This window comes from Streptomyces sp. NPDC007189 (assembly GCF_040703635.1).
Classification (GTDB): Bacteria; Actinomycetota; Actinomycetes; order Streptomycetales; family Streptomycetaceae; genus Streptomyces.
Genome location: NZ_JBEYEY010000025.1, coordinates 1 through 26,262 on the forward strand (window position 1 = coordinate 1; position 26,262 = coordinate 26,262).

Annotated in this window: 23 protein-coding genes and 4 pseudogenes; 12 read left to right on the forward strand and 15 right to left on the reverse strand. The window is 69.5% G+C overall.

Annotated features, from left to right (window positions below; all coding sequences use genetic code 11):
- Positions 1-418, forward strand: a 418-nt coding sequence (locus AB0950_RS35865) for a hypothetical protein (protein WP_366780319.1), incomplete at its 5' end; no start/stop codon positions are given.
- A gap of 78 nt (positions 419-496) precedes the next feature.
- Here the strand turns inward: AB0950_RS35865 and AB0950_RS35870 are convergent.
- Positions 497-934, reverse strand: a pseudogene (locus tag AB0950_RS35870) (IS5 family transposase); the annotation flags it as partial.
- A 313-nt stretch (positions 935-1,247) separates the two neighbouring features.
- The gene (locus tag AB0950_RS35875; RefSeq protein ID WP_366780320.1) at positions 1,248-1,382 is read right to left on the reverse strand and encodes a hypothetical protein; all 135 of its coding nucleotides are present in this window, start codon (positions 1,380-1,382) and stop codon (positions 1,248-1,250) included.
- 363 nt (positions 1,383-1,745) lie between these two features.
- Between AB0950_RS35875 and AB0950_RS35880 the strand changes: the two genes are divergently transcribed.
- The gene (locus AB0950_RS35880) at positions 1,746-3,233 is read left to right on the forward strand and encodes a VCBS repeat-containing protein (protein ID WP_366780321.1); all 1,488 of its coding nucleotides are present in this window, start codon (positions 1,746-1,748) and stop codon (positions 3,231-3,233) included.
- A 29-nt stretch (positions 3,234-3,262) separates the two neighbouring features.
- On the opposite strand, the gene AB0950_RS35885 is transcribed toward AB0950_RS35880, so the two are convergent.
- A complete protein-coding gene (locus AB0950_RS35885; protein ID WP_366780322.1) occupies positions 3,263-4,468 on the reverse strand; it encodes an MFS transporter in 1,206 nt (401 codons plus the stop codon).
- A gap of 109 nt (positions 4,469-4,577) precedes the next feature.
- On the opposite strand from AB0950_RS35885, the gene AB0950_RS35890 reads away from it, so the two are divergent.
- From AB0950_RS35890 to AB0950_RS35900, 3 genes are all read left to right on the forward strand, one after another.
- Positions 4,578-4,739 carry a hypothetical protein gene (locus AB0950_RS35890; RefSeq protein ID WP_366780323.1) on the forward strand — a complete coding sequence of 54 codons (162 nt, stop codon included), beginning with the start codon at positions 4,578-4,580 and terminating at the stop codon, positions 4,737-4,739.
- Between the two features lie 1,034 nt (positions 4,740-5,773).
- Positions 5,774-6,637: a Bax inhibitor-1/YccA family protein gene (locus AB0950_RS35895; RefSeq protein WP_366780324.1), complete on the forward strand. Its 864-nt coding sequence runs from the start codon at positions 5,774-5,776 to the stop codon at positions 6,635-6,637.
- A gap of 576 nt (positions 6,638-7,213) precedes the next feature.
- Positions 7,214-7,669, forward strand: a complete 456-nt coding sequence (locus AB0950_RS35900) for a MarR family transcriptional regulator (protein WP_366780325.1) — start codon at positions 7,214-7,216, stop codon at positions 7,667-7,669.
- 235 nt (positions 7,670-7,904) lie between these two features.
- On the opposite strand, the gene AB0950_RS35905 is transcribed toward AB0950_RS35900, so the two are convergent.
- The 3 genes and pseudogenes from AB0950_RS35905 to AB0950_RS35915 all read right to left on the reverse strand — a co-directional run.
- A complete protein-coding gene (locus tag AB0950_RS35905) occupies positions 7,905-8,885 on the reverse strand; it encodes a D-cysteine desulfhydrase family protein (protein WP_366780326.1) in 981 nt (326 codons plus the stop codon).
- Positions 8,886-9,145: 260 nt separating this feature from the next.
- Positions 9,146-9,859 carry an SDR family oxidoreductase gene (locus AB0950_RS35910; RefSeq protein WP_366780327.1) on the reverse strand — a complete coding sequence of 238 codons (714 nt, stop codon included), beginning with the start codon at positions 9,857-9,859 and terminating at the stop codon, positions 9,146-9,148.
- Positions 9,860-10,476: 617 nt separating this feature from the next.
- Positions 10,477-10,609 (reverse strand): annotated as a pseudogene (locus AB0950_RS35915) (IS5/IS1182 family transposase); the annotation flags it as partial.
- Positions 10,610-10,776: 167 nt separating this feature from the next.
- Between AB0950_RS35915 and AB0950_RS35920 the strand changes: the two are divergent.
- Positions 10,777-12,072: an MFS transporter gene (locus AB0950_RS35920; RefSeq protein ID WP_366780328.1), complete on the forward strand. Its 1,296-nt coding sequence runs from the start codon at positions 10,777-10,779 to the stop codon at positions 12,070-12,072.
- 27 nt (positions 12,073-12,099) lie between these two features.
- Entirely contained in the window at positions 12,100-12,690 is a 591-nt protein-coding gene (locus AB0950_RS35925; protein WP_360161208.1) for a TetR/AcrR family transcriptional regulator, read from the forward strand.
- Between the two features lie 726 nt (positions 12,691-13,416).
- On the opposite strand, the gene AB0950_RS35930 is transcribed toward AB0950_RS35925, so the two are convergent.
- The 6 genes from AB0950_RS35930 to AB0950_RS35955 form a co-directional block, all read right to left on the reverse strand.
- Positions 13,417-13,899 (reverse strand): helix-turn-helix domain-containing protein, encoded by a 483-nt coding sequence (locus AB0950_RS35930; RefSeq protein ID WP_360161210.1) that lies wholly within the window; start codon positions 13,897-13,899, stop codon positions 13,417-13,419.
- A 639-nt stretch (positions 13,900-14,538) separates the two neighbouring features.
- Positions 14,539-14,838 (reverse strand): SDR family oxidoreductase, encoded by a 300-nt coding sequence (locus AB0950_RS35935; RefSeq protein WP_366780329.1) that lies wholly within the window; start codon positions 14,836-14,838, stop codon positions 14,539-14,541.
- Between the two features lie 519 nt (positions 14,839-15,357).
- On the reverse strand, positions 15,358-16,077 hold the full coding sequence (locus AB0950_RS35940; protein ID WP_360161214.1) for an SDR family oxidoreductase: 720 nt from the start codon (positions 16,075-16,077) through the stop codon (positions 15,358-15,360).
- A 254-nt stretch (positions 16,078-16,331) separates the two neighbouring features.
- Positions 16,332-16,817 (reverse strand): lipocalin-like domain-containing protein, encoded by a 486-nt coding sequence (locus AB0950_RS35945; RefSeq protein WP_360161216.1) that lies wholly within the window; start codon positions 16,815-16,817, stop codon positions 16,332-16,334.
- 74 nt (positions 16,818-16,891) lie between these two features.
- On the reverse strand, positions 16,892-18,469 hold the full coding sequence (locus tag AB0950_RS35950; RefSeq protein WP_366780330.1) for an aldehyde dehydrogenase (NADP(+)): 1,578 nt from the start codon (positions 18,467-18,469) through the stop codon (positions 16,892-16,894).
- Complete coding sequence (locus tag AB0950_RS35955) at positions 18,466-19,128, reverse strand: cysteine hydrolase (protein ID WP_366780331.1); 663 nt, start codon at positions 19,126-19,128, stop codon at positions 18,466-18,468. Before AB0950_RS35955 ends, AB0950_RS35950 begins: the two co-directional genes overlap by 4 nt.
- 140 nt (positions 19,129-19,268) lie before the next feature.
- Here AB0950_RS35955 and AB0950_RS35960 point away from each other — a divergent pair, with 140 nt between their 5' ends.
- Positions 19,269-19,838, forward strand: coding sequence for a TetR/AcrR family transcriptional regulator (locus tag AB0950_RS35960; protein ID WP_366780332.1), 570 nt, complete (start codon positions 19,269-19,271; stop codon positions 19,836-19,838).
- Positions 19,839-20,105: 267 nt separating this feature from the next.
- On the opposite strand, the pseudogene AB0950_RS35965 reads toward AB0950_RS35960, so the two are convergent.
- The 3 genes and pseudogenes from AB0950_RS35965 to AB0950_RS35975 all read right to left on the reverse strand — a co-directional run.
- Positions 20,106-20,284 (reverse strand): annotated as a pseudogene (locus AB0950_RS35965) (GNAT family N-acetyltransferase); the annotation flags it as partial.
- Positions 20,285-20,657: 373 nt separating this feature from the next.
- A complete protein-coding gene (locus AB0950_RS35970; RefSeq protein ID WP_360161224.1) occupies positions 20,658-21,422 on the reverse strand; it encodes an SDR family NAD(P)-dependent oxidoreductase in 765 nt (254 codons plus the stop codon).
- A gap of 116 nt (positions 21,423-21,538) precedes the next feature.
- Positions 21,539-22,159 (reverse strand): ester cyclase, encoded by a 621-nt coding sequence (locus tag AB0950_RS35975; RefSeq protein ID WP_366780333.1) that lies wholly within the window; start codon positions 22,157-22,159, stop codon positions 21,539-21,541.
- Between the two features lie 356 nt (positions 22,160-22,515).
- On the opposite strand from AB0950_RS35975, the gene AB0950_RS35980 reads away from it, so the two are divergent.
- From AB0950_RS35980 to AB0950_RS35995, 4 genes and pseudogenes are all read left to right on the forward strand, one after another.
- The gene (locus AB0950_RS35980; RefSeq protein ID WP_360161228.1) at positions 22,516-23,190 is read left to right on the forward strand and encodes a TetR/AcrR family transcriptional regulator; all 675 of its coding nucleotides are present in this window, start codon (positions 22,516-22,518) and stop codon (positions 23,188-23,190) included.
- A 390-nt stretch (positions 23,191-23,580) separates the two neighbouring features.
- Positions 23,581-24,834, forward strand: a complete 1,254-nt coding sequence (locus AB0950_RS35985) for an MFS transporter (protein ID WP_366780334.1) — start codon at positions 23,581-23,583, stop codon at positions 24,832-24,834.
- Positions 24,835-25,133: 299 nt separating this feature from the next.
- The gene (locus AB0950_RS35990) at positions 25,134-25,451 is read left to right on the forward strand and encodes a hypothetical protein (protein ID WP_366780335.1); all 318 of its coding nucleotides are present in this window, start codon (positions 25,134-25,136) and stop codon (positions 25,449-25,451) included.
- Between the two features lie 90 nt (positions 25,452-25,541).
- A pseudogene (locus AB0950_RS35995) lies at positions 25,542-25,852 on the forward strand (LLM class flavin-dependent oxidoreductase); the annotation flags it as partial.
- Positions 25,853-26,262: the final 410 nt, after the last annotated feature.

A 26,262-nucleotide genomic window follows, 5' to 3' on the forward strand; every position in this document is an offset into this window, starting at 1 on the left:
CTTCAGTACCGCCACGACGTCCTCGACGGCTGCCTCACCGGCACCGGTCTCCGACGCCAGCCACCATGACGACATCACGCATTCAAGGTCAATAGGAGTTTTTGCCGCGCGACCATCACCGAATGATGAAGTTGAGGGTCTGATTCTGGTGCGGGTTGTGCAGACGTGTTCCGCCGACCCGTCCCAGTGGGATGCCTGGACGGCGGAGGACCAGTACTTGTACCTCCGGTACCGGCACGGCGAAGGCTGCGTCGAGCGGCACCCTGGCCCTGACGTCGACACACCAGATGCCTGGAACGAGGGCCTGTCGGAGCTCCTGGTCGAATGGGACGACGGCACCGGCAGCGGAGTCATCAGCCTTGAAGCCTTTCTCGCGACCTCTGGCTTGGCGCTGGCTCCCGGCGCGTCGGTGACCTGACGCCGTAAAGCGCGGTCATGTACGGAGCCAAATCGCGAGGGCTCCTGCGGTGGCCGTGCCGAGGAAGACGTAGCCGCGTTTGTCGTATCCGGTGGCGACAGCTCGGGCGTGTTTGAGCTTGTTGATGGCCCGTTCGACGGTGTTGCGTTTCTTGTACCGCTCTTCGTCGAAATCTGACGGCCGTCCGCCGCGCGAGCCTTTGCGCAGGCGGGCGGCCTGACTGTCGGCCTTCTCCGGGATGGTGTGCCGGATGCCGCGGCGGCGCAGGTAGTCGCGGCAGGGTCCGTTGCTGTAGGCCTTGTCCGCGGTGAGGCTGTCCGGCTTGTTGCGGGGCCTGCCCGTCCCGAGTCGGGGAACGCGGGATCTTCTCCAGGACCGGCCTGAACTGGGTGTAGTCCGCTCGCTGCCCTGGCGTGACTACCAGGGACAGTGGACGACAGCGGCCGTCCGCGCTCAGGTGGAGCTTGGCCGTGAACCCGCCGCGCGAGCGGCCCAGGCCCTCTCTTCCAGCACCACCTCCACCAGGCGGGCGACGAGACTCTGCCACGGCGTCTCAACCTGGTGTTCTGCTGGCGCTCGTGGACGGTTACGGACGAGTCCGGTGAGGCGGTCGGCGCCTCACGAGTCACCTCGCGCGCGCCAATCGGCCGGATGATCTCCGGCCAAGAGCCATCAGAACTGCCCTAGGCTCGGCCGTCCCTCACCCTTGCCGCCTGGGGCGCAGGCGACTGGCGGGCGACGGTGGCGAACACGGTGAGGCCGTTCCCCGACTCCGCCCTGACGGGCGGGGGTGGGTGGCGGGTGCCCATCGGGTCGCTCGGCCGGCCGCTCAGCTTTCGGCGGTGCCGTCATCTTGGGCGGCTTCGTCGACAAGCCGGCGGAGGATGCGTTCATGGATGGCGGCAAGGGTGTCGAGCTCGTCAGGGGCGAGCAGATCGATGAAGTACCGGCGCACATTGTCCACGTGCTGGGGTGCCGCTTCCTCGACCGCCCGGCGTCCGGCAGGCAGCAGGCGGACGAGGGTGCTACGGGCGTCGGCCGGGTTGGCCTCGCGGGCGACCAGTCCGCGCTGCCGTGGCCTACAGCGCGGCCTCGTACGCCCGCCCATTGCTTCCGGCGGCGAAAGTGCTCACCTGCTGGCGGCTACGGCACCGAGTCTCACCGACCCCGCAAGCCCCGTTAGGGTCTGTTGCGAAAGTGGATCTGGAACTCCCGCCGTCTTCAGGACAACCCTGCCGTCACCTGGGGAGTCGTGCTGGCGACGGCGTGAGGATCTTGGCTCCTCCGTCGGGCCAGGGCTCTTCCATCGCAGGGGTTGGGACACCACATGAGCAAGCGCACGTTTCGTTCCCGTCTCGGGCTCGTGGCCTCCGTGGCCGTCGCCGGAGCCGTCGTCGGCCCGGTGAGCGCGCACGCGGCCGGCACGCAGGTATCCGGTGCGCAGAGCGTGCGTGCCGACTTCAACGGCGACGGGTACGCGGACCTCGCCGTCGCCGCCCCGTGGGGCATGATCGGCGGGCACAGCCGTGCGGGGTACGTGAGCGTCGTGTACGGCTCCGCGACGGGGCTGGACACCGGGCACCGGCAGACCATCAGCCAGGACACGGCCGGCATACCCGGCGTCGCCGAGACCGACGACTGGTTCGGCTGGGGCCTGGCCCTCGGCGACCTGGACGGCGACGGGTACACGGACCTGGTCGTCGGCGCGAGCGGCGAGGACGTCGGGTCCGTGCAGAACGCGGGCACCTTGACCGTCGTCTGGGGCGGGAAGACGGGACTGTCCGGCGGCAGGGTCGTGGCGGCTGGCGACATGTCCAACCAGGTCCAGCCCCGGCACCCCGCCGTCGGCGACTTCAACGGCGACGGTCACCTCGACGTGGCCACTGACGAGCGCCTGCTGACCGGCCCGTTCACCCGCACCGCCGGCGCCGCGGGGTCCACGGGCCTCTCCTTCGACCTCGGCACCGACCCCGACATCGGCTACAGCACCGACGACGTCGCCGCCGGGGACGTCGACCACGACGGCATCACCGACCTCGTCGCGCTCATCCACAGCAGCGACGAGGAGACGCCGGGCGTCGCCTACCGCGTCGCCTACCTCCACGGCACCGGGCAGGGCCTGAGCGCACCGGTCATCCTGAAGCAGGCCGACGGCACCAACGTGCCCGGCGGCTCCAGCCTCGGCATCGGTGACGTGAACAAGGACGGGTACGCCGACCTCGTCATCGGCCGCCCCTTCGACGGCCACGGTGAGGACTCCACCGACCCGGCGCTCCTCGGCGGCCAGGTCGGCGTGGTGTACGGCTCGGCGAACGGGCCCGACACCTCCCGTACGACGTCGATCAACCAGAACACGGCGGGTGTGCCCGGAGTATCCGAGTACGGCGACGACTTCGGCCTGGGCATCTCCGTCGCGGACGCCAACGGCGACGGTTACGCCGACGTCGCAGTCGGCTCCCCGGGTGAGGACGTGGGCTCGGTCGCCTCGGCGGGTGCCGTGGCCGTGCTGCGCGGCGGCGCGTCCGGCCTCACCGGCAGCGGCGCGGTGTCCTTCAACCAGAACACCACGGGCGTGCCCGGCACCGCCGAGCGGAACGACATCTTCGCCAGCCGCACCGCGCTGGTCGACGCCAACCACGACGGCCGCGCCGAGCTGTACGCCGGCGCCCCCGGCGAGGACACCTCCGACGGCGCCGTCTGGGGCTTCCGCTCCACCAGCACCGGCCCGACCCCCTCCGGCTCGGTCGCCTTCGGACCCGCCACGCTCGGCTCTCCCGTCACAGACGCCGAGTTCGGGAACGGCTTCGCCCGCTGACCCGCCTCACGGGTCCTCAAAGCGTCCTCTTATACATGGGGTTCAGGGTCAGTCTCGGGTGTGTGCCCAGGCGCTCCGTTACGGCGGACAGCGGCGATAGAGGCAGCGAGGAGGGCTGCCGTGGCCCAAAACAGAGTGGGGTGGCCTGCCGCGCTGAGGACCAGGCCTCCGGCGACGGCACCTACCCCCGTGCCGGCGTCGAAGGCCAAGTTCCAGGCCACACTCCCGACTTCGACGCTGACGTGCCGTGCCGCACGTAGCATGACGACGAGGGTCGCGTTCTGGATTGCGCCGAATCCTGCGCCGAACAGGGCGGCCCCCGCGATCACGATGCCGGGATGGTGGGGAAAGGCCGTGCCGCACACGCCGGCGGCGGCCATGGCGATGGCGGGCACGAGGAGGGCGGCTCCACCAAGGCGGTCGATGAGTTCTCCGGACAGCAGCCGGGTAATCATGCAAGTGGCCTGCACGACTAGCAGTGCCACGGGGGCGGTCCAGGCTGGTGCGGCCTGCAGGGCCGACGGCAGAAAGGTGAAGACGACGCCGTACGCCGTGGTGCTTGTTGCTTCGACCAGAAACGGGAGGGTCAGACTGCGCACCGCGCTCCGCAGAGGGACGTTTCGGCGCTCTGTCGCAGGATGGGGCAGCGCCGTTCCCACGGCGGCCATGAGAACGCCCACCGCTGCTAGAGCTCCGCCGGAAAACACTGAGGTGTAACCGCTTTGGTGGACCATCCACAGGCCCAAGGGGGAGCCGATGATTCCTGCGGCGCCTACTACAGCTCCGTATAGTCCAAGCCCGCGTCCCCATCGGGAGGTTGGCGTGAGGTCGGCGACGGCCGCGACGCTGATGACGACGACGATGCCGAACCCGCAGCCCCGCAGCAAGGAGAGCACTAGGAGCAGGGGCAGGGTATCGGACAGGTTCATGGCCAGACATGGAAGTCCGAGCAGGACTCCTCCGAGAACTAGGGTTGAGGACCTGCCCAGCGCCCTCTGGAGGCGCGGTACCAGTGGTTGCACAGCAACGGTTGTTGTCATGAGCGCACCGGTGGTCAGGCCAGCGCCACTGGGGCCTGCCCCGCCGTGGAGAGCGTATTCCGGCACGACAGAAAGCAGCAGATAGAAGCTGGTGAATCCCCCGAAGGCACCCAGGAGAGCGAGGGGAAGCGCCCATCGCGAGGCTGCTGGTCGGGGATCGGGAGCGGGTCGAGTCTTCAAGATTCGTTCTTCCATCGTGAGGAACCAAAAGGCGAACGATCCGATGTCAGGTGACGAGCAAAAGGATGGCCCATGCTTACATTGCGTCAGCTCATCGGCGAATCCAGGTTACGTATCGACGTGGTTGCACGCGCTCTTCCCCACGGAATGGAGCGACACGCTCGACGACTACTACAGCGACTACGACCTCCACTACATGGAGAACACCGGGCACTTCAGCCCCGTTGACTCCCCGGAGACCTGGGCAGAGCACATCCGCAAGCATGTAGTGGCCGCCGCGAAGTAGCCGACGCCGAGCAGCGCTTGCGGTGCGGGTCATGGTGGGGTGGGCTGGGGCGGTTCATCGGACGGGTCGTTCGGGGTGATGGTCGATTGGACCGCTTTGCCTGTGCGGTGCCCAGCCCTTGATTTCCCCGGCAACCAGCCGTACGTCCAGTCCGTCGCGGGCGATGCGCTCGCACCGGCCGGCAGCGACGCCCGCCTTGAGAGCAAGTGGACGTCCGTCAGGAGATCACCACACGAATTTCCGACCGCTGACGCCGAGTCAGCCCACCAGCACCGCTGAGGGCGCGCACGCCTCGTGACGCGTGGCCGGAAGATGGCGTCTTGTCCAGGCTCACTTCACGACGGCTGAGTCGTGTCCGTTTCGCCGGAGTCCGCGCTCTCCTCGCGCAGCGGCCGGGCAGCCGCTGGGGACGTCCGCATGACGGTGCCGGGAAGGCGGATGCGGCGCAGCCGTGGGCGCTCGTCTCTGGACTGGTGGGCGTCCTGCCGGGTGCTGGAGGGCGCCGTATGCGCGTCCGCCGACGCCGTCCTCACAGCGACAGGCACTCCCGTCGCATCACCAGGACCCGCGCTCGCCGTCGAGCGAAGCGCCTTTGCGGCGGCGTCCTGCGGTGCCGCGTCGTCTGCCCATGCCCGAAGAGCCCGGACAGGCCGCCCACATCGGGCAACAAGGCCCACCATCACTCCACCGGATCCGAGGGCAGCGACCACATCAGGGGAGCCGGGGAAGACCAGCACGATGTCGAGACCCAGGCGGGCGCCCGCGGCGGGCCGTGCGTGGTTGCCCCGGGCAGCGCCGGACGTGACGAGCGCGTCGGCGCCAAGGCCCTTGCTACTGCTGCCGCGAGCATGCCACTTCTCACCCGACCTGCCTCGGAAAGACTCGCCGCTTGCCTCACCACGCATCACCTGTCAAAGTGGTGATGCATGGCTAACGCCATCGGCCTGGCCGGCCACCGCCGTCATACGTACGCGGACACACACCGGCAACAACGCATGGCACCGCCGTGTGTGCGGCGGACGAGGAGGAACCACGTGAGAACCAGCAACCCGGTCTTCTCCCGCCGGGGCTTCAGCCGTGATGCCGCCCGGGCGGATGCCGCCGTACGCCATCGGGAGGGTGTCGCAGTCGGAGCCCGGTTGGCGGAAGACCATCTGACCAACCCTTACGCCGCCGGACGTCTCAGCCTCGTCAAGCAGGCTCAGGCCGTCCCCTCCGCGATGACCATGGATGACGTGGTCGTCCGCACCGCGACGGCCCTCGGCACGGTGGCCCTGACGGCGGTGCTGTCCTGGCTCCTGCTGCCCGTCGACGACGCGGACGTCGGCCGGTCCTACGGCATCGCCGCCGGCGCGGCCGTCATCGCCTTCGTCCTCTCCCTCCTCCAGGCGTTCCGGCAGGCGGCCTCTGCCGCGCTGATCCTCGGATACGCGGCGTTCGAGGGCGTCTTCCTCGGTGTCGTCTCCAGCGCGACGTCGACGTATCTCGCGCCGGGCGTGGTCGTCCAGGCGGTCCTCGGTACCTTCGCGGTGTCGGCGGGCGTGCTCTTCGCGTACCGGATGCGCTGGATCCGCGTCACCCGCAGGTTCGCCGGGTTCGTCGCTGCCGCCGTGACCGGTTTTCTCCTGCTGATGGTCGTCGACCTGCTCTTCTCCACCTCCGGCGCGGGCAACGGTCTCGGATTCGACAGCGGCGGCCTCGGCGTCGCCTTCGGTGCCGCCGGGATCCTCCTCGGCGCGTGCTTCCTGGCCCTGGACTTCAAGCAGGTCGAGGACGCGATCGCCTACGGCGCGCCACGTGAGGAGTCGTGGCTGGCCGCCTTCGGTCTGACCGCCACACTGGTGTGGATCTACCTGGAGGCGCTGCGCGTGCTGACCATCCCTGACAGCGACGACTGACCACGCCGACACGCGGGAGACGATGCGCATCGTGGCGCATGCCCTTCCGACGCGTCCATGTCCGAGCAGTATGGCCCGATCACGCGCCGCCACCCGCGTGCGCTTCCCCGCCGGGCCGCGTGGTCGAGGAAGGCGATGGCGTCCTCGGCATGCTGGACGGTCCTGACGTGTCGGTGGTGCTGCGAGGCGGGGTGCGAACTGGCTCCCGGCCTGGGACTTCGTGCGCTGGTTCGCCGGTGCTTGGACGGGTTGTCCTCTACCACCGTTTAGGGTGTATCCGACTTCGAGTTTCAGAGTCCCCCACGTGGATGAGGTGTCGGCGGTGAAGTGGACCGTGGTGCGCTTGTCCGCCCACGGTCCCGTGGGAAGCCCCCGCTGGCCGCTGTAGCCACCGGCGTCCACTCTGTCGAGAGCGAATCGATCCTGATGCTGTACACCGACGGTCTCGTCGAATGCGACGCGGCCGACCCGGATGCAGTCGACAGGGAGCCTCTGGGATACGCGCTGCCCTGACGCGGGTGCGACTCGGACAGCCGACCGGCCGAGCGGTAAGTTGTGGCCAATTACAATGTGCCCATGGCAGACGCGACGACGATCAAGCCCCTCAACCTCGACGAGGAGGCGTTCCTCCGCGCTCTCGGGAGAGTGATGGCATACCTGCCTCGCGTCGTCGACGCCGACATGGTTGCGGAGCAGGACATCACCGGTATTGAGTACACGGTGCTGATGCACCTCTCCGAAGCGTCGCACAACCAGTTGCGGATGAGTGACCTCGCCAACGCGTGCGGGCTGTCGCTGAGCGGCATGACCAGAGTCGTGAAGCGCCTGGAGGAGCAGTCCCTCGTGCTGCGTGAGAAGTGTCCGGACGACGGCAGGGCGTGGCTCGCCGTCCTCACCAGTGCCGGCTGGACGCGCTTGAAGCAGGCCTGGCCGACGAATCTCGCGAGTGTGCGGCGTCATATTTTCTCCCGCCTTGAAGGCTGTGACGTCGCTGCGGCTGCCCGGGTGCTGGAGCGCATAGCGCCCGTGTGACCCGCTCACTCTGTCAGGGGCCCGACCCTCCGCGGGCTCCGCGCCACGTTGCCCCTCCAAGGCGGCCAGGGCAGCCCCGCCAGTGGCCCGCCGGAAGGCTCCGAGGCCGGTGACACCCCCTGGCGGCATCCTCACAGGCTCAAGCCACCGAGGTGACGCCGGCGGCCGGGGACGTCGGGCGGCAGGCCGCCGTCACCAGTGCCCCGGCGGATCATCCCCGCGCCGCGACGAAGGCTCACACGGCCCTGAAAGCGCGCAGGGCGGCGACAGATCGGTGCACTGTCTGAGCGTGCCCGAACAGCCCCGGAAGTCCGCCGGAGTGGAGGAACACGGTGCGCTCGCCCCGTCGGACGTCACCGTCCCGTACCGCCTGGATCAGCCCAGCCATGGCCCGTCCGCTGTAGATCGGATCCAGGACGATGCCCTCCAGGGTCGCGGCGGTCCGCATGGCGTCGAGGACGGGCTCGTGCAGGACTCCGTATCCTGAGCCCACCTGATCCGGCCGAATGCGGAGCGCTCCTGGGGTGACGCTGCGCCCGGTGAGCCCATCCGCGAGGTCGGAGACGGCAGCGGCCGGCTCGGCCACCGCCCCGCAGTGCACGCCCAGCACACGCTCCTCCCCCAGTGCGCCGATCAGTCCCGCCATGGTGCCCCCGGAGCCCAGTGCCACCACGACGTGACGCACCCCGGGGAGTTGAGCGAGCAGTTCGTTGCCAGCGTCAACGTATCCCCGGGCTCCGAGAGGACTGGAGCCGCCGAACGGGATCACGTACGGGCGCGCTCCCTCCCGGCGCAGTTGTTCGCACACGTCGTCGGCGGCCTGGGCCAGTGTGCTGGGTTCACCGTCCCCGGCCCAGAAGATCCTCGCTCCGAAGAGGCTGTCCAGAACGAGGTTGCCGGATCCGCGCTCGGCGCTCTTCGGCGTGCCGGAAAAGACGAGTACGACGTTCAAGCCGAGGCGTGCTCCGGCTGCCGCGGTGAGACGGGCGTGGTTGCTCTGGGCGGCACCGGTGGTGACCAGTGTGTCCGCGCCTTCCGCGAGGGCTGCTCCCACGGTCCACTCCAGTTTGCGGACCTTGTTGCCCCCGCCTCCCAGGCCCGTGAGGTCGTCCCGCTTGACCCACAGATCGCCCTCCCCCAGCCCCAGTGCCCGCGCCAGCCTGGGCATCGGCTCGAGCGGCGTCGGCCATGTCGACAGAGCGATCTTGGCACTCATGAAACCTCCAGGTAGGGAGCAAGGACCCCGGCGGGGGCATTGGGGGGCGGTGGCTGCCCCGTTCAGGACGGACTTCGACGATGACCTTGTCGACCCGGTCGCCGCCGCTGGATCTGTCGGTGCTGGTCCAGGACGGCCGGGGCAAGAGGCCCCTCGGACTGGAAGAAGCAGGAGAAGAACCTGGCTTCCCCACGCACGCCGTCCACACCGAGCGTGCCACGGCCGCTGGGGATCCGGCAGATGCCAGGGCCGACGACGCCTCAGTGGCCGGCGCTCTGGCCGCCGTCGACGTGCAGTATCTCGCCCGTGACGAAGGGGGCGTTCTCGAGGTAGACGACCGCGTTCACGATGTCGTCCACCTCCCCCATCCGGCCGACCGGGTGCAGCGCCGCAAGGGCCTCATGGTGCTCCTGCGGATGCATGGGTGTCTTGATGACGCCCAGCGAGACGGCGTTGCTGCGAATGTTGCGGGTGGCGTACTCGATGGCCAGTGCCTTGGCGGCGGACTGCAGGCCGCCCTTGGTCAAGGAGGCCAGGACCGAGGGGACGGCGGAGTGCGCGTGGTCGACCAGACTGGTGGTGATCTGGACGATGTGCCCGCCTCCCTGACGCGTCATTTGCTCGACGGCGAGTTGGGTGGTGCGGAAGAACCCGGTCAGGTTGATGCCGGTGACGGCGTCGTAGTCCTCCTGCGTGTACTCGGTGAAGGGCTTGGCGACGAAGATGCCGGCGTTGTTGACCAGGGTGTCGATGCGACCGAAGCGCTCGAGCCCGGCGGCGATGACGCGCTCTGCGGTGGCCGGGTCGGCGATGTCGCCCCGCACGGTGAGGACGTCGGGGTCCTGCGAGGCGGCAATGCTGCGCGACGTCGCGACCACGGCGTAACCGAGCTTGCGGTAGGCGCCCACCAGCCCCGCGCCGATGCCCTGCGACGCTCCGGTGACAACGGCGACCTTCTGGCCGGGAATGCTCATGACGACCCTCTTTTCCCACGGCGGCAACGGCCGACACGGTGAGCCAGCCCCCCGCAAAAGTAGTCGACCGGTCGTCAAAATTCCACGGCCCCCTCCCGGAACGCACACCAACGGCAGGGCCCCTCACCTGTGGTGGGAGGCTGTGGCTACCAGATGGGAGTTCGCCGGTCGTGGCCCTGGTGCCGGTGACGGGGCGGGCATCGCAAGCGGGCGTTTGCCGCAGGCCGGTCGTTGGCCGGCGTCCGGGGACTGCAGGAGCCCGCTGCACGGCATCGGTGCGCAAGGGAGCGTTCCTCCTGGCAGGGTCCGGACTACTGGATGGGCGTCCCGCCACGAGACACCGGAGGCACCCGCAGCAACTGGCCCTGCGTTTCCCCTCCTTGCGGGTCGAACCGGACGCGATGTTCATGCGCACGGGCGAATGGTGACCTCCGCAGGCGTCAGTGCGGGCATCGACCTGCGCTTGGAGCCCGCCGGAGATCACTACGGTGCGGAGGCTGCTCGAGCGGTCGCCAAGGACATGTTCGCCTTCATTGCAACGACCGGGGAGCCAGTCCCAGTTCACTGTCCGTTCCCAGGCCTGGGCGGCAGCGTCCGTCATGTGGCTCCCGGCGGGCCGACGGCCTTCGCCGCCCCCGGTTTGCGGTTGGCCGCTGATCCGTCGGCGGTGTGCTTGATGTGGCGTCGGTGCAGGTAGCGGCGGTTGCGGCCGGAGCTGTACGCCCTGTCGCCGCCGAGGCGATCGGGTCGACGACATCTGGCGAGGCGGCTCACCGCGATGCCCGCCACGCGGGTCGAGCCGGGCCGGCGCGCTGTGCTTCGCGGGTCGCCCCTGCCTGTGGGATGGGCCACATCTGGAATCAGACAGGTCTGTCTAGTGTTGGGCAGGGCATTGCCACCTAGCCGGAGAGTGATCCATGATCCCCGCGCCGCCCGACTCCCGGACCGCTGCCACGCCCCGTTCGCTCCAGCAGTCTCCGTCCCCGGCACCCGCCATCCCGCACCGGCGGGCCCCCGGCCCCGCCGCCTCCCTCGCTCTGCTGGCCTCGATCCTCGTGTCGCTGCTGGCCGCATCCAGTGCCCCGACCCCCCTCTATGCCATCTACCAGCAGCGCTGGGGCTTCTCGCCGGTCACCATCACCGTCGTCTTCGGTGTCTACGCGGTGGCCGTGCTGATCTCGCTCCTGGTCCTCGGCAGGATCTCCGACCATGTGGGCCGACGGCCGGTCCTGTTGGCGGCCTTGATCGGGCAATCCGCGGCGATGATCGTGTTCATCACCGCCGGCGGAGTGGACGCACTCCTCGCGGCCCGCATCCTGCAGGGCGTGAGCACCGGTGCGGCAGTCGGTGCGCTCGGCGCCGGGATGCTCGACATCCACCCGCACAGAGGCGGCTTCCTGAATTCCTTCGCACCCGCCATGGGCACCGCCGGCGGCGCCCTGGCGTCCGGGCTGATCGTGCAGTACCTGCCGGCCCCCACCCACCTGGTCTACCTCGTCCTGCTCGGTGTGTTCCTCCTGCAGGCCCTGGCCGTCCTCCCCCTGCGCGAGACGGTGAGCCGCAAGCCGGGCGCGGTGGCCAGCATGGCCCCCGAGGTCAGAGTGCCCAGGTCCGCCCGGACCTCGGTGGCGATCGCCGCTCCCATGCTGTTCGCGGTGTGGGCGCTGACCGGCCTCTACGGCGCGCTGGGGCCGGCCCTCACCCGGTCCCTCGTGCACTCCACCTCCGTCGTGTGGGGCGGACTGCCGCTGTTCGTGCTCGCCGCCTTCGCAGGGATGGCCGTGGTGGTGCTCCGGCGGACTCCGACACACAGGGTCATGCTGCTCGGCGCCGCGACACTCATCGCCGGCGTGACGGTCAGCCTGCTCTCCCTCGCCTCCGGCACCGGCGGCGCGCTCTCCGCCACCGGGTTCTTCGTTGGCGGCGCGATCTCCGGCTTCGGCTTCGGCAGCGGGTTCCAGGGCGGCATCCGGATGGTGATACCGCGGGTCCGGCCGCATGAGCGGGCCGGCGTGCTGTCTGTCCTGTACGTGGTGTCGTACCTGGGCCTGGGTGTGCCCGCAGTGATCGCGGGCCTGCTGGTCGTGCATGGCGGCGGCCTGGTGGTGACCGCCAGGGAGTACGGCATCGCCGTCATCCTGCTCGCCGTCGCGGCCCTGACCGGCCTGCTGCGCGGCCGCGCGGCCGACAGCACTCTCGCAAGGGTAAACTGAACAGGTCTGTCTGAAAGGGTGAGGGCCATGGCTATCGGATCGGCGAAGAAGCCGTCCGCGCGTGATCGCCTGCTCGACGCCGCTGACGAGCTCTTCTACAGCGAGGGCGTGCAGACCGTCGGCATCGACCGCGTCATCGAGCATGCCGGTGTGGCCAAGGCGTCCCTGTACAACACCTTCGGCAGCAAGGAACAGTTGATCACGGCCTACTTGGACCTGCGCGGCGTCCGCATCAGGGACCGGATCACCCAGACCCTGACCCGCTTCCGCACCCCGCGCGAGAAGCTGCTCGGCGTCTTCGACGCGCAGGGCGAGATGTGCACGCGTCCCGGCTACAACGGCTGCCCCTTCGTCCGGGCCACCGCCGAGGTGCCCGAGGACAGTGCGATCAGCCGGGCCGCCGAAACGTACCGGAACTGGGTGCGCGGCCTGTTCGCCGAACTGGCCGCGCAGTCCGGATACGCCGATCCCGAGGGCCTGGCCCGCCAACTGCTGTTGCTCTACGACGGTGCTCAGCAGTCCGCGCGGATGGATCGCGACCCCTCGGCCGCCACGACCGCCCGCACCGCTGCTGCCGCACTGCTCGACGCGGCGCCCCTCGCACCCGCCCGGGCATGACCTCGCCGCTGAAGACGACCGCGGTGCAGCGGCCTCGGCTTCGGCGAGGAGCAGCTCAAAAGCCTCGGCATCGCCGACGCCCGTACGCTCCCCAGGGCGCACCGGGAGTACCGCGGTGAGCGCGCACCTCACCGACGGGCACAGCCTGACCGATGCGCTGCGGCCGACCGAGCTCGCCCAAGACGTCATCTGACGCGGCCGCCCTCGCACCGTACGGACAGGCGGGCCCAGCGTGAAGTGGGCCACCAGTGCGAAGCCGTGGGCGCGGTGGTTCGCGTCCTCGGGCTTCCCACTCATCGCTCGCTGGGCCCGAGCAAGGGCCGCAGACTCAGGTGATCATGGCGACCGGCTCCCGGAAGAGCCTCGTGGCCGCCCGGAGTAGCGAAGAACTGCACACCGGCCAGGTGCTCGTGCCGTGGAATGAAAGCGCCGTTTCACCTCAACCGGCAGCACCTGCGGGCCGGCGGGCAGGTACCTGCCCGGCCGGGCGAGGCGGTCCTGCAAGGCGAGGGCCTGGCGACGGGGTGCCGGCATGGAGTTCGACATCCGGGGCGGACTCAGCGAGAGCGAACACCGCGGCCTGGGGCGCCACCAGGCGACCGGTATCCCCGTTGCGGGTAACCGCAGTGGTTCGTGCGGGAGCACTGGTCATGCGGCAGCTGCCCAGGCGCTGTGCCCAGCAGGCACGCCACGGTCCCGAGCCTGCTTCATCGCCACCGCGGGTCTTCAGGCCTCCGGCCCTTGCGGCCGATCGAACCGTGCGGCAAGGTGCACGTCGTCAAGCGGTGATTCTTTGCCCTCGTCGTCGATGAAGGCGACGCGGAGAGGGCGCCCGGTCGCTCGGCTCGCTCGGTGCACCAGAGGGCCGTCGGGATGGGGTCGGTGCAGGTCACCCCACTGCTGAAGGGCGCCGATGACCACGATCAGGTCACGGCCGGCCGGGGTCAGGCGATAGGCCATGCGAGTCCGCGCCCCGTCCTCACGGTACGGGCGCTTCTCCAGCACACCCCCGTCCACCAGGACACCCAACCGTTGAGTCAGCACGTCGCTGGCCACATGAAGCCGCTCACGGAACTCCGAGAAGCGCGTGGCCCCCTGTACCGCCTCCCTCAGAATGAGCAGGCTCCATCGATCCCCGACAACCTCCAGGGCCCGGCCGATCGAGCAGCGCTGCCCGCTGTCCGCGCCCGACGCCATCCGTTTCGTCATGCCTCAAGCGTATCGCTGGGTTGGAAATCCAGACCATGCGAGGTTGGCATTCTCATTTCAAGATCGACGGATCCGACCGGCACCGTTGGCAGGTCACTTTCCCGAGCACCCGCCCCCTGAACCTCACCGATGCCGGGACCGTCGGTGAGGCCGCAGCGCTCGTCGAAAGCCTGGAGAACGACCGCGAGGTCCGCGTTGTGGTCTTCCAGAGCGCCGAGCCGGATTTCTTCCCACTACGCGGCAGAGCTCGCAGAACGCTACGGCTACGTCAACAGAGCCGTAGCCGACGCCGATCTCGACGATCTGGTCGGCTCCATGGCCCGCCGTATCGCTTCCTTCGACGAGGCGACGCTCATCGAGGTGAAGGGCTACGTCGGAGAGGTCTCGCAGCCTGCGCATGCCCTTCTGCCCCCGACATCCCACGCGTTCTGGGCGTCTGCGGCCCGACCGGCGCTCGGCGGCGACTCGCCGGCGTCGCCCAAAAGGGCCTGGGGAAGCGAAGCGATCTGGAGCCGCACATGGGCGACCGTCTCGGCAGGCTCAACCGTGAGACCCACCTCTGACAGCGGACCCGCACATGTTGCCGCTACGGTCGTACGGCGTTCGACTCCCGGGTGGCCGGGCGGAGTATGCGCTCGTTCAGTGGGCGAGGAGCTGCTCGCCGCCGTCGATGTCGTACGTCGCGCCCGCGAATGCGTCATTGCACATGATGTCCGTGGTCAGGGCTGCCGCGTCCTCCGGGCCGACGAACCGGCGGACGGGCAGCGCGGCACGCAGTTCCTCGCGACGGGCTTCGAGCTGGTCGTCCAGGAGCGAGGCGGACAGGGGCGTGTCGACGAAGCCGGCGGCGATGAGATTCACACGGATCGGCGCGAGTTCGAGCGCCAGGTTGGCGGTGAGGGCGGGAAGAGCCGCGGTCAGCGTGGACGCGACGGTCAAACCCAACCGGGGCGTCGCGTGCCCGTGCCACCGAGGAACAACGCGTGCCTTCGGGCCGGACCTTGTCTCGGCTGTAGATTGCGGCAGCGACGTTCATGTCCAAGCGCTCACCGAGGTGGTGGCGAGCCTCCGCGAGGTCCATGTCGGCCAGGGGCATGCAGAAAGGGCTGCCGACTGTGAGGACCACATGGTCGACCGGGTCGGTCGATCGCGGAAGGACTCCCCGCGACGGTCGGGTGTCAGTGGCGTCGAAGTCTGTCGTGCCCGCAGGCTGGAGTTCGAGCGCGGCCTGCACGGTCGCTCGGCAGCGCGTCCGGTCAGGACGACCTGGCCGATCTCGGCGCACACGCGGCGCGCGGTTGCGGGTCCGATACCTGGGCTGCCGCCGATCACCACGACGGTCTGGCCGACGAGGCCGGAGGGGGCGTGCTTGGGCCGGCTGTCGTTCGTCGGCACCTCCGATGGGCCCCGCGGTTCCGCAACGACGACTCCGGATGACGCGGCCGTCACCTGATGGGCTCAGACCAGTGACGGGCCACCGCGCAGCTGCGGGTACAGCGCCTCGGGTCCTTGGGACAGCGCCGCCTGCACACGCCGGCTGACGTCGTCGGCGAGCACCTCGTGCAATCCCGCCTCGACACCTTCCAGGGTCGCGCGGGCCACCGCGGCGGGATCCGCCTTCGGTCCCGTGACGGCCGCTGCCATCTCCGTCGCGAGGTAGCTGACATGCAGGGCGGTGACCTGCGTCTGCTGTTCCGCCAGGGCCACCCGCAAGGCGTTGGTCACCGACCATTCCGCGGACTTGGCCGCGGCGTATCCGGCACTGGGCGTGATCGACACCCAGGACAGCACGGAGAGCACATTGACGATCGCCCCACCGCCGTTGCGCCCGAGAAGGGGGGCGAAGGCCCTGCTCATGGCGAGAGTGCCGAGTACGTGTGTCTCGAACTCCGTCCGGAAGGCGTCCAGTTCGGCGGTGAGGATGTGCGCCCGGGTCGTGGAACCGGCGTTGTTGATGAGGAAGGTCACGTCGTGGGCCTGATCCGCTGCGGCACGGACGGAGTCGTGGTCGGTGATGTCCACCGCGACCGGTACGGCCCCGGGCACGGTGACCTTTGCGGGGTCGCGGGCTCCGGCGTAGACCTTGGCCGCTCCCGCGTCGAGCAGCGCCCGGACGAACTGCTCACCGAGCCCGCGGTTGGCACCGGTCACGAATGCGACAGACCCTTGTACTTTCATGGATGCGCCTTCCCGGCAGGAGGTCCAAAGAGCTGAAGACCGGTGGTCACGAGCGCTACCTCAGCCCGCGACAGTCCTCTTGCAAGCTATATCTCCCGGGCCCTCGTCACCACCCGACGCGGGTCTTGGCCCGACGCCCCGGGCGGGCCGTGCAGGTGGGCCCGGACATGGGTGACCCGGTCTGCCGACATGACGACAATCAGCGGCGCGTCCGCGTGAGGGGACTTCTCCCAGCTCTGCCTTCCGGCAGTGGGTCACTCCGGCCTTCTCCAGATGAGTTCCGCTGTGCGCTGTGCTCCCCACAGCCGGGTGGGAGTGGCGACGCTGAGTTTGAGCAGGGCGCCTTCGAAGCTCACCTTTCGCACCTGGGGCCGTCCGATCCAGTTCGGAAAGAGGCTTGTGGTGACATGATGTTCGACCGTCGTGGGGTCGATCACTTCGAACGGACCGCCGTAGGCGACGTAGCCGGCCGCTGAGTGGGCCAGTTCCTCGGCCGAGGCGTCCTCCAGCCGTGCCGAGCTCGTGGGCGGGCGGTCGCCACGGCCCAGCTGCGCGGACATGTATCCCTGGGGGGTGTAGACGATCAGCCCGTATGGTGCGGGGCCGAGGGGGTGGATGACGTCTCCGTCGGTGCCCGTGGCGGTGTACGACACGAGTTGCCATGCGCCGAGCAGTTTCTCGCGGACCTCTTCGCGGGCCTCGCGTTCGATCCTCGCGGTGGCTTGGTCGGTGGCGGTCATGCAAGGGGCCTCTTTCATTTCGCGAGGTGGCACGGGCCCCGTTGCGGGAGGGGGAACGGGGCCCGTCGCGAGAGTCAGTGCTGGGTGAGCGCGCCGTCGTGGAGGCGCCACAGGTGCAGCGGGTTGGCCTCGCGCAGCGGCTCCGGCAGCAGTTCGTCGGGGAAGCCCTGGTAGGTGACCGGGCGCAGGAACCGCTCGATCGCGCCCATGCCCACGGAGGTGAAGCGGCTGTCGGAGGTGGCCGGGAACGGGCCGCCGTGGGTGGAGGCGTAGGTGACCTCCTGCGGGATCGAGAAGGCGTTGAAGACGATGCGGCCGGTGCGGCGCTCCAGGATCGGCAGGAGCCGTTGGGCTGCGGCGCGGTCGGGCGTCTCGGCGTGCATCGTGGCCGAGAGCTGTCCCCGGAAGGCGCGGGCCACCTCGAGCAGTTGCTCCACTCCGGTCAGCCTGACCAGAAGGACGGCGGGGCCGAAGACCTCCTCCCGCAGCTCCGGTTCGGCCAGCAGTTGGTCACCGGTGGCCTCGAAGAGCAGCGACTGGCCGTCCCAGGTCCGGAGGGGGGTCGGGCCCGCGCCGATCCGGGTGGCGCCGTTGCCTTCCAGTCGCTGCACGTTGCGGGTGTAGGCGTCGTGGATCCCGGGGGTGAGCATGGTGCGTGCGGCCACCTTCTCCACCTCGGCTGCCGCCGCCTCGCGCAACTCCTGGAAGCCGGGCCCGTCGACGGCAAGGAGGATGGCCGGCTTCAGGCAGGCCTGGCCGACGTTGTACATGGCGCGCTGGATCAGGTTGCTGCCGATCTCCGCGCCGCGGGCCGCCAGGGCGGCGGGCAGGACGAACGTCGGGTTGACGCTGGTCATCTCGGTGAAGACGGGGATGGGGTCGGGCCGCCGCTGGGCCCGCCGGTAGAGGGCCATGCCGCCGGCCTCGGAGCCGGTGAAGGTGACGGCCCGGACGAGCGGGTGGTCCACGAGCGCTTCGCCGATGTCGTTTCCGGGGCCGCGCAGCAGGGAGAAGACACCCTCGTGGAGTCCGGACTCGGCGACCGCCTCCTGGATGACGCGGGCCTGGATCTCCGAGGCGCCCGGATGGGCGTTGTGGGCCTTGACGATAACGGTGGCTCCGGCGGCCAGGGCGGAGGCGGTGTCGCCACCGGCGACGGAGTACGAGATGGGGAAGTTGCTGGCGCCGAAGATCACCACGGGTCCCAGGGCGATCTTCTGGAGCCGGTGGTCCAGGCGGGGGGTGGGTTGCCGGTCCGGCTGGGCGGGATCGATGGTCGCCTGCAGGAAGCGGCCCTGCCGGACGACGGTGGCGAACTTGCGGAACACGCCTGCGGTGCGGGTCGCTTCGCCTTCGAACTGGGCGGCGGGCAGGCCGGTCTCCAGCGCGGTGCGGGCGGCGAGTTCGTCCTTGACCGCCTCCAGCTTGTCCGCGATGAGGTCGAGGAACGCGGCCCGCTCGGCCAGCCCGGTGTGGCTGTAGCTGTCGAAGGCCTCGTCGGCGAGGCGGACCGCGCGGTCGACCTCGGCCGGACCACCGAAGGCGAACTCCGGCTCGATGAGCTCTCCGGTTGCGGGGTCGAGTGCCTTCATGGCGCCGGCGGTGGCGGCGACTTCGGCCGCTCCGATCAGCAGGTTGCCGGTCAGGGTCATGCCTGTGCTCCCTTGAACGCGAGGGTGAGCTCGTCGGTGGTGGTGATGGCGTGGGCGTAGGTGGGGCCGTTCAGCTCGTGAGCGGCGTGCATCATCTCGGGCAGGAACGCGGCGGTGGCGTCGCGCACGAGGGTGACGTGGTAGCCGAGTTCCATGGCGAAACGGCCGGTGGACTCGATGCAGGTATTGGCGAGCAGGCCGATGAGCACGACGTGGGTGGTGCCGTGCTGCTTGAGCTGGAAGTCCAGGTCGGTGTTGGCGAACCCGCTCTGCGCCCAGTGCTCGGCCGCGACGATGTCGCCCGGTTGCGGCTGGAAGTGGGGGTGGAACTCACCGCCCCAGGTTCCGCGGGCGAAGCTGTGCCGCTCCATGATGCCGAGCTGGGTGGGGTTGGGGAAGTCCCAGTCCTCGTAGTCGCCCGGCTCCCAGCGGCGGTGCGGGACGAACACCACCCGCATGCCGGCTTCGCGGGCGGAGCCGACCACGGCGCGCAGGTGGTCGAGGAGCTGGGTCTGCTCTGCCAGGGGCTTCAGCCGGGGCCAGATCTTGCCTCCCTCGGACAGGAAGTCGTTGTAGGGGTCGACCAGCAGGACGGCCGTGTGGCGGGGGTCGTAGGTGGGGGACACAGCTCTCACTCCGATCTGGATGACGATTGACATCCACAATCAGGATTACTCTAGTCATCCACAAAGTCAAGGAGACGCTGGTCACCGCCGAATCCGCACGTGGATGTATGATGCCAATCATCCAGTTGCGCGGTGATTCAGGTGCGCCGCGCCGACGAAAGGCAGGGCCAGCCATGGGCCACTCGCAGGCGGAGAAGGCGGCGACCCGCGAGCGGGTCCTGCGCATCGCCTCTCGCAAGGTCCGCACCGAGGGCCTCAACCGCCCGGGCATCGCGGACCTCATGAAGGAGGCCGGCCTCACCCACGGCGGCTTCTACAAGCACTTCTCGTCACGCGACGACCTCATCGCCCAGGCCGCCGCCACCGCACTCGCCGAGGGCACGGCGAAGATGGAACGGTCCGCCCGGAAGAACGACCAGGCCCCCCGCGCCGGCCTCATCGACGCCTACCTCGCCGCCCAGCACCGCGACGCACCGGCCACCGGCTGCGCCCTGGTCACCCTTGGAGCCGCCGCCGGACGCGGCGAAAAGGACCTCAAGGAAGCCTACGAAAAGCAGGTCCGCACCTACCTGGACCTGATCGCCGGCCTCGGCGACGACGTCTCCGACGACGCCCGAGCCGACGCGATGCTCACGCTCAGCGCGCTGGTCGGCGCCGTCCTCATGTCCCGCGCCGTGGCCGACAAGGACCTCTCCGACGAACTCCTGCACACGGTCGCCGAGCAGCTCAAGAAGTCCGCCTGAGGAACCTCGCCGGGCCCTAGTCGCCCGGTGGGCCGGTCCCGCTGTGCCGCCGCAGACCCGGTCGGGCGGGGTGTCGAGAACAGCCCGTTGCAGCGGTTTGTGCGCTCCGGCGATCGCGCGTCGGTCTCATAAGACATGTGCCATGGCCACGAGGTGCGGCGAACTCGCGCTCTGCCACGAGGCGACCGCCCTGGTCGCAGCCTTCGGCGCGGGGCTGCGACCACTCACACCGCGCGCCATGCAGCACGACATCGCCGGCGAACATGGTCGGGGGTCTACGAGCTCCGCCCGGTAGCGGTCGGGCAGCCCGTCCGCATCGGCGACGGCCTCGCCTTTCTCGGCTCCGTCCGCAGGTGGTAGGCCGTCGGCAACGCGGCCGGTCCGGCATGGACGGAACAAGTCCGGCCTGGCGGGCGGACGACGGAAACCTCGGTTTGGTCAGTCAGGACGCCTGCGTCACACGGCAGAAATGGGCCAGGCACGGCCCCTTGGATGACGTCCAATACGCTCCTGGCCGCAGTGAGAGGCGCTGACTGCGGCGATGCCTATGGGAGGTGGGAGTGGGAGGCCTCGGCCTTTCCGCGGGTGCCGCTGCCGCTGTCCGGGGGCGGCACCCGCGCGGGGCTCGGCGGGTGTGGTCGTTCGTGCGGTCATGCGCGACGCGTCGACCCGGGTCCCTGCCCGAAGATTCCGGCGCGCATACGTGTGCCGGGGCGTCCCGTACGGCCCCCGACACGCAGCTGTCCCGGTCGCGGTTCGGCACAGCCGACCTCGCCGGGACAGAGCACTGCTGTTCCGTGAGCATGGTGACCGGTCGTGTTACCAGGCGCTCGCACCGCCGTCGACCGCGTAGTTGGCGCCTGTGATGTATCCCGCTCGGTCCGAAGCGAGGAACGCGGCCAGCTCGACGATCTCCTCGGGACGAGCGAAGCGCTTGAGCAGCGTCTTGCTGACGATCGCGTCCCGGGCGGCCTGGTTGTCCCCCAGGTCACGATCGCTTGCCGGGGTCAACGTCGGGCCGGGGCTGATCGCCACCGCACGGATGCCGTGCGGGGCACCCTCCAGCGCGAGCTGCCGGGTCATGCCGATGACACCGGCGTTGGCCGCTGTGTGCGCGACCATGGGGGGAGTCGAACCCGCTATCAGGCCGGCCTCAGACGCTACGTTGATGATCACGCCGCCACCACCATGGACCAGATGCGGCCAGGTGAACTTCGACACGAAGAAGGGGATGTCGAGTTCACCCACCACGGTCGCATGCCAGTCCTCCACCGAGAAATCCGGCATGGGGCCGAAGCGCTGCATGGCCGCGTTGTTGTAGACCACGTCGAGCCCGCCGAACGCCGCGGCGGCGTCATCGGCCAACTGCCGCACCGAGTCAGGATCGGTGAGATCGACCGGCGCGATGCCTGTCATCTCGCCGCCCGCGCGGCGTACGAGCCCGACCGTCTCGTTGTTGGCCTCGACCTGGATGTCGGCGCCGACGATCTGTGCACCCTCCCTCGCGAAGATGAGTGCCGCGACGCGGCCCATGCCTCCGGCGGTACCGGTGATGAGGGCTACCTTGCCGTCGAGTGTTCCCATGGAACTGCTCCTGGTTCTCGCATGCGCGGTACCGGTGTGCACCGCGCGGGGTGTGCTGGCACGGCGCCGGCCCCCGGCGGTGACGTGAGCTGCCGCAGGGCCGGGGCCGGCGCAGGTTACTTGGCGCTGGGGGTGATGGTGTCGGGAGGCGTGTCACCGCGCAGTTCGTCGAGGAACCTGCCGAAGTTCCCCTCCGACCAGTGCTCGACCGACTGGCCGTGGATCACGCGGTCGATGGAGATTCCGCTGAGCGTGACCTCGCGGCCGGAGGCGGGGATGCCGAAGACCGTGCCGGTGTGGACACCGGTGAAGCTCCAGCGTGTGACGACCTTGTCTCCCTCCACGATCTGATCCAGGACGGTCATCTTGAAGCCGGTGAGCCCCGCCTTGATGTTGAGGTCGCCCTTGATCCAGGCCTCGCGGTCCTCCGGGCCGTTGAACCCGTGCAGCACCAGGTCCTTCGAGATGTAGCGGTCGAAGCCGGCGGCCAGGTCACCGTTGTAGCTGGCGTAGAACGCCGAGGCGACCTGCAGGGGCGAGAGGTAGTGCCGGTGGGCCGCGGACACCGAGGACACGTAATGCGGTGCCTGGCCCTGCGCCGACGCCGGGACCGCCACGGCGGTCAGAGCGGCGACGACGGCCAGGCCGGCCATGGCGCCGATCAGCCGCTTGCGGGGCCTGGGCGGAGAGGCGGTGGTGAGAGCTGATGCGCTTTCAAGATCCTTCTGAGAAGTCACAGATCACTCCTGAGGGACGGTCGGACGTGCCGACCTTGCCAATTTGCTTGACGCGTCAAGCATGTGCCTCAAGTCTGACAAGCGTCAAGCTATTCCCGGGGATGCGTACGGGCTGCCCATGCCGCTCGCCCGGGACCGCGATCATCGTGCGAGACTTGTGCCGCACACGCGGGCGGGCGAATGCCCGCCGTGGACGCCCGCGAAGGACGGCAGTCGACAACGCCCAGGTCGGTACGGGTAGCCCGCTGGTCACACGTAGGTCATACGCCGCCCGGAGGGGAGGCGGTCGGCGCGACTGCCGACAGGTGCGCACGGCCAAAAGCGGACCGAACGGCGGCTAACGGAAAGATGCCGGAGTGACCGACACAACACACGAGATGGCGAAGTCACCGGGGCGCGGAAAGTACACGCCGGTGGAACTGGACGACAGCGAGATCCTTCGCCGCGGCCTCGACACCTTCGCCGAACTCGGGTATGCCGCGACCACGGTCCGGGAACTGGCCCGGCGGCTCCACGTCAGCCACAACTTCATCAACGACCGCTACGGCTCGAAGGAGAACTTCTGGCGCGCGGTCGTGGACTTCGCACTGGTGGACGTCCAGCCCGGGTTCGACCAGCGACTGGCGGAGTGCCATGACGACGAGGAACGGCTGAGAAGCGTCATCGCCGAGTTGTACCGGCTCTCCGCGAACGCCTCCGCGATGAACCGGTTGATGGCGGACGAGTCGACGCGCGACTCCAGCCGCCTCGACTATCTGCACCGTCGATTCGTCAAGCCGTTCTGGGACAGCATCGAGCCGTTGATCGACAATCTCATGGCCGCCGGACGCGTCCCACGCGTGCCGACGCATCTCCTGTACTTCGCGGTCACCGGGCCCGCGCTGGCCCTCGCGCAGGACCCTATCGCCGACCGGCTGAGCCCCGCCGCCGCGCCGGCGGCCGATCAGGACCGGAACAGCATGGCGGACGTGCTGTCCAGCCTCGTCCTGCACGGCCTGCTGCCGCCCTTGCCGAGCGACCCCACCGCCTGACGAGCGTCTCGCGTCCGCTTGGGCGCGGGCGGCGCGGTCGCCGCATCGGAGGCCCGGCGCGACCCGGCGAACCTCAGCCCCGCAACCGACCCCGCAGCCCTGCCACTCTGCCACCCCGCGGCCGTGTGATCCCTCCACGGCCCTGTGCCGCCGTGCGATTCAGGCCACCGGTTCGGCATCTCCCGGCGTGCCGCCCTGGCATGAATGGATGATTTAAAACATCCTGAGTTCTACCAAGGCAGGCCCTGATCAGCGTCTATTTGACTTGCTAGATGATGCACGTAATCCTGAAATGCAGATGTCACCCATCATCCAGATGTGGGTGGAAGAGCGGCAGCAGTCGCTTCCTGCCGATGCCACATCCGTGGATCAACTCACCCGAGGTTTCCCATGACCACCGCAGTCACCCGCCCCTACGTCAAGCGGGGAACCATCCCCGTGCTCGCCACCGCGACAGCGATCACCGTCTCCAACATCTATTTCACCCAACCCCTCCTCGACGAGATCGCCCGCGGCTTCCACATATCTCCCTCGGCCGCCGGCCTGGTGGCCACGACGGGCCAGATGGGCTACGCGCTGGGCATCATCGCCATCGTGCCGCTCGCCGACGGCGTTCGGCTTCGCCGGCTGTCCGCCCTTCTGCTGGGAGTCACGGCCGCCGCCCTGCTCGCGGGTGCCTTCGCCCCCTCGCTCGCCCTGCTGAGCATGGCCACCCTCGTACTCTCGGCGACGACCGTGCTGCCACAGGTGATCATGCCCACCGTGGTCTCCATGGCGACGCCCGGCCATGCCGGACGGGTCCTCGGCGCCGTCGGCACGGGGCTGACCCTCGGAGCCCTGCTCTCGCGCACCGCTGCCGGGCTCATCGCGGAGACCGCCGGAACCTGGCGCGCCGGATTCGCCGTCGCCGGCGTGGCCACCGGCACCCTGCTCCTGGTCCTCCCCCGCTACATGCCGGCCGACCGACCGACTCGCACCAGGGCACCGCAGAGCTACCTCCGGCTACTCGCCTCGCTCCCCAAGCTGATCACCGAGCATGCGCCGCTACGCCTGTCCGCCGCACTGGGAGGGACGGTCTTCGCGGCCTTCTCCGCCTTCTGGTCGTCGCTCGCCTTCCACCTCACCGCGGGCCCCATCGCGCTTGGGCCCGCGAAAGTCGGGCTCTTCGGCCTGTTCAGCGTGCCCGGAGCGCTGGCCGCCCGCTACTCGGGCCGCCTCACCGACCATTGGGGAACGCGGCAGGTCAACGCGCTGTCGCTCGCGTCCGTGCTGCTCGCCTTCGCGCTGTTCGGGCTCGCCGACCAGTCACTGATCGCCCTCGCCGTCGGCTGCAACCTTCTCGGCTACGGGACCACCAGCGGCCAGATCGCCAACCAGGCGCGCATCTTCGCCGCCCAACCCGCGATCAGGGCGCGCCTCAACACCGTCTACATGTTCGCGGTCTTCGCCGGAGGTGCCGCTGGATCCGCTGTCGCCGGCGTGCTGTTCTCCGCGTTCGGATGGACCGGCGTGGTGGTCGGCGGACTGGGCTTCCTACTCCTCGCGGGACTCGCTCTGACCTGGCACACCGTGCACATCCACCACCGGGCCGACGGTACCGCCGTGGCCGACGGCGCGGCGATGGCCGCCGGCGCCGTTCGGTGAGAGCCGGGGAGCGGCCGCGCCCCGCCCGGCGCCCTGACCCCGAGCGGCTGGCAGCGGTGCGGGCACGAGCCCCGTGACCGCATTCCCGCCGGGCGCCGCGCGTGCGCCAACCCGCTCGGACACACGGCTCGGCGTGATGAATCGATTGCAAGATGGATCACACGCTTGGGCAATTTGCTTGACGGAGCAACTAAAGTCTCTATTGTTGATGCGTCAACAACCCAGGGAGGGCGCGCCGTCGCAGGCTGGCCACGGCCCCGCAGGCAACCTGTACCCCCGCGCCGAAGGAGGAAAGAAACATGTCTCACGTCATCACCGACACCCAGTCCAACCACGCCTGGGCCGCGAGCACCATCGCCCGCCCGGGCACCGGCCGACATAGGGGCAAGTGCGCCGACGAAGGTTGCTGCGCCGAAGGCGACACCTGCGCGGGACACGGGCGGCATCGCAGACTCGCTCGTCCTGCACTGGTCCCGGCGTACGAGGATTCCGGCCTTTCCCTCAGCGGGTCGGCACTGCCATCCAGCCGGGACGAAGACGCCGTGCCCGGCTGGAAACACCGCACCGGTGACGGGCTGGCAGCCATCGAGGCGCACACCCTGCACGAGGCGCACTGACCCGAACGCGCGTCCCCGGCCTGCCGGGGACGCTGGGGCCTGCGGCCGGGGACGCTTCCCGGCCCGCCTGCGGTGACGGCAGGAACAACGGTGGAAACCACAGGCAGGAAAGAACCGGTCCACTTCGGCATCTTCGGCGTCGGGGACGTGGCGCGCGACCCGCCGTCCGGGCGGGACGCCCACGGAACACGCGCGGATCAAGGCACTCGCGGAGTACGCGCGACTCGCCGAGGACGTGAGCCTGGACGTCTTGGCGATCGGCGAGCACCACAACCCGCCGTTCGTTCCTTCGTCACCCACCACACTGCTCATGCATCGCGGCACGGACGGACCGGATCCTGCTGCCCACCTCCACCACCCTGATCACCACCAACGACCCGTTGGAGATCGTCGAGGAGTACGGGTGCGCGCCCGCGCGAATGCTCCCGAGATCATCATGCTCACCACGTTCGCCACGGATAGATGCGTCTTGCGTCCCCTCAGGCGGGCGTCAGCGGCTTCCTCCTCGAGCACACCAAGCCCGAGGGCATCAGGACCGCGCTCAGAAGAGCCGCCGCCGGGAACCGGTCCTCTCCTCAGCGCGTTACGCCCGTTGCTCGACAGCCTTGCCGTGCCGGGCCGACGCCGGCGGGCGGGCCGGCCCACCCACGGCGGCCGATGCACAGCCGCTGGAGCGGAGGCCGCTCCGGCGTGCAGGATGCGCAAGGCCTGCTCGACATGTGATCCGGGCAGGGGCCGGCTCCCCCCGCGGGGCCCTGCCCCGGTCTGGCGTCGCTGAGCGGCGCCCGCCTTCCCTGCTCGCCGCCGCCCG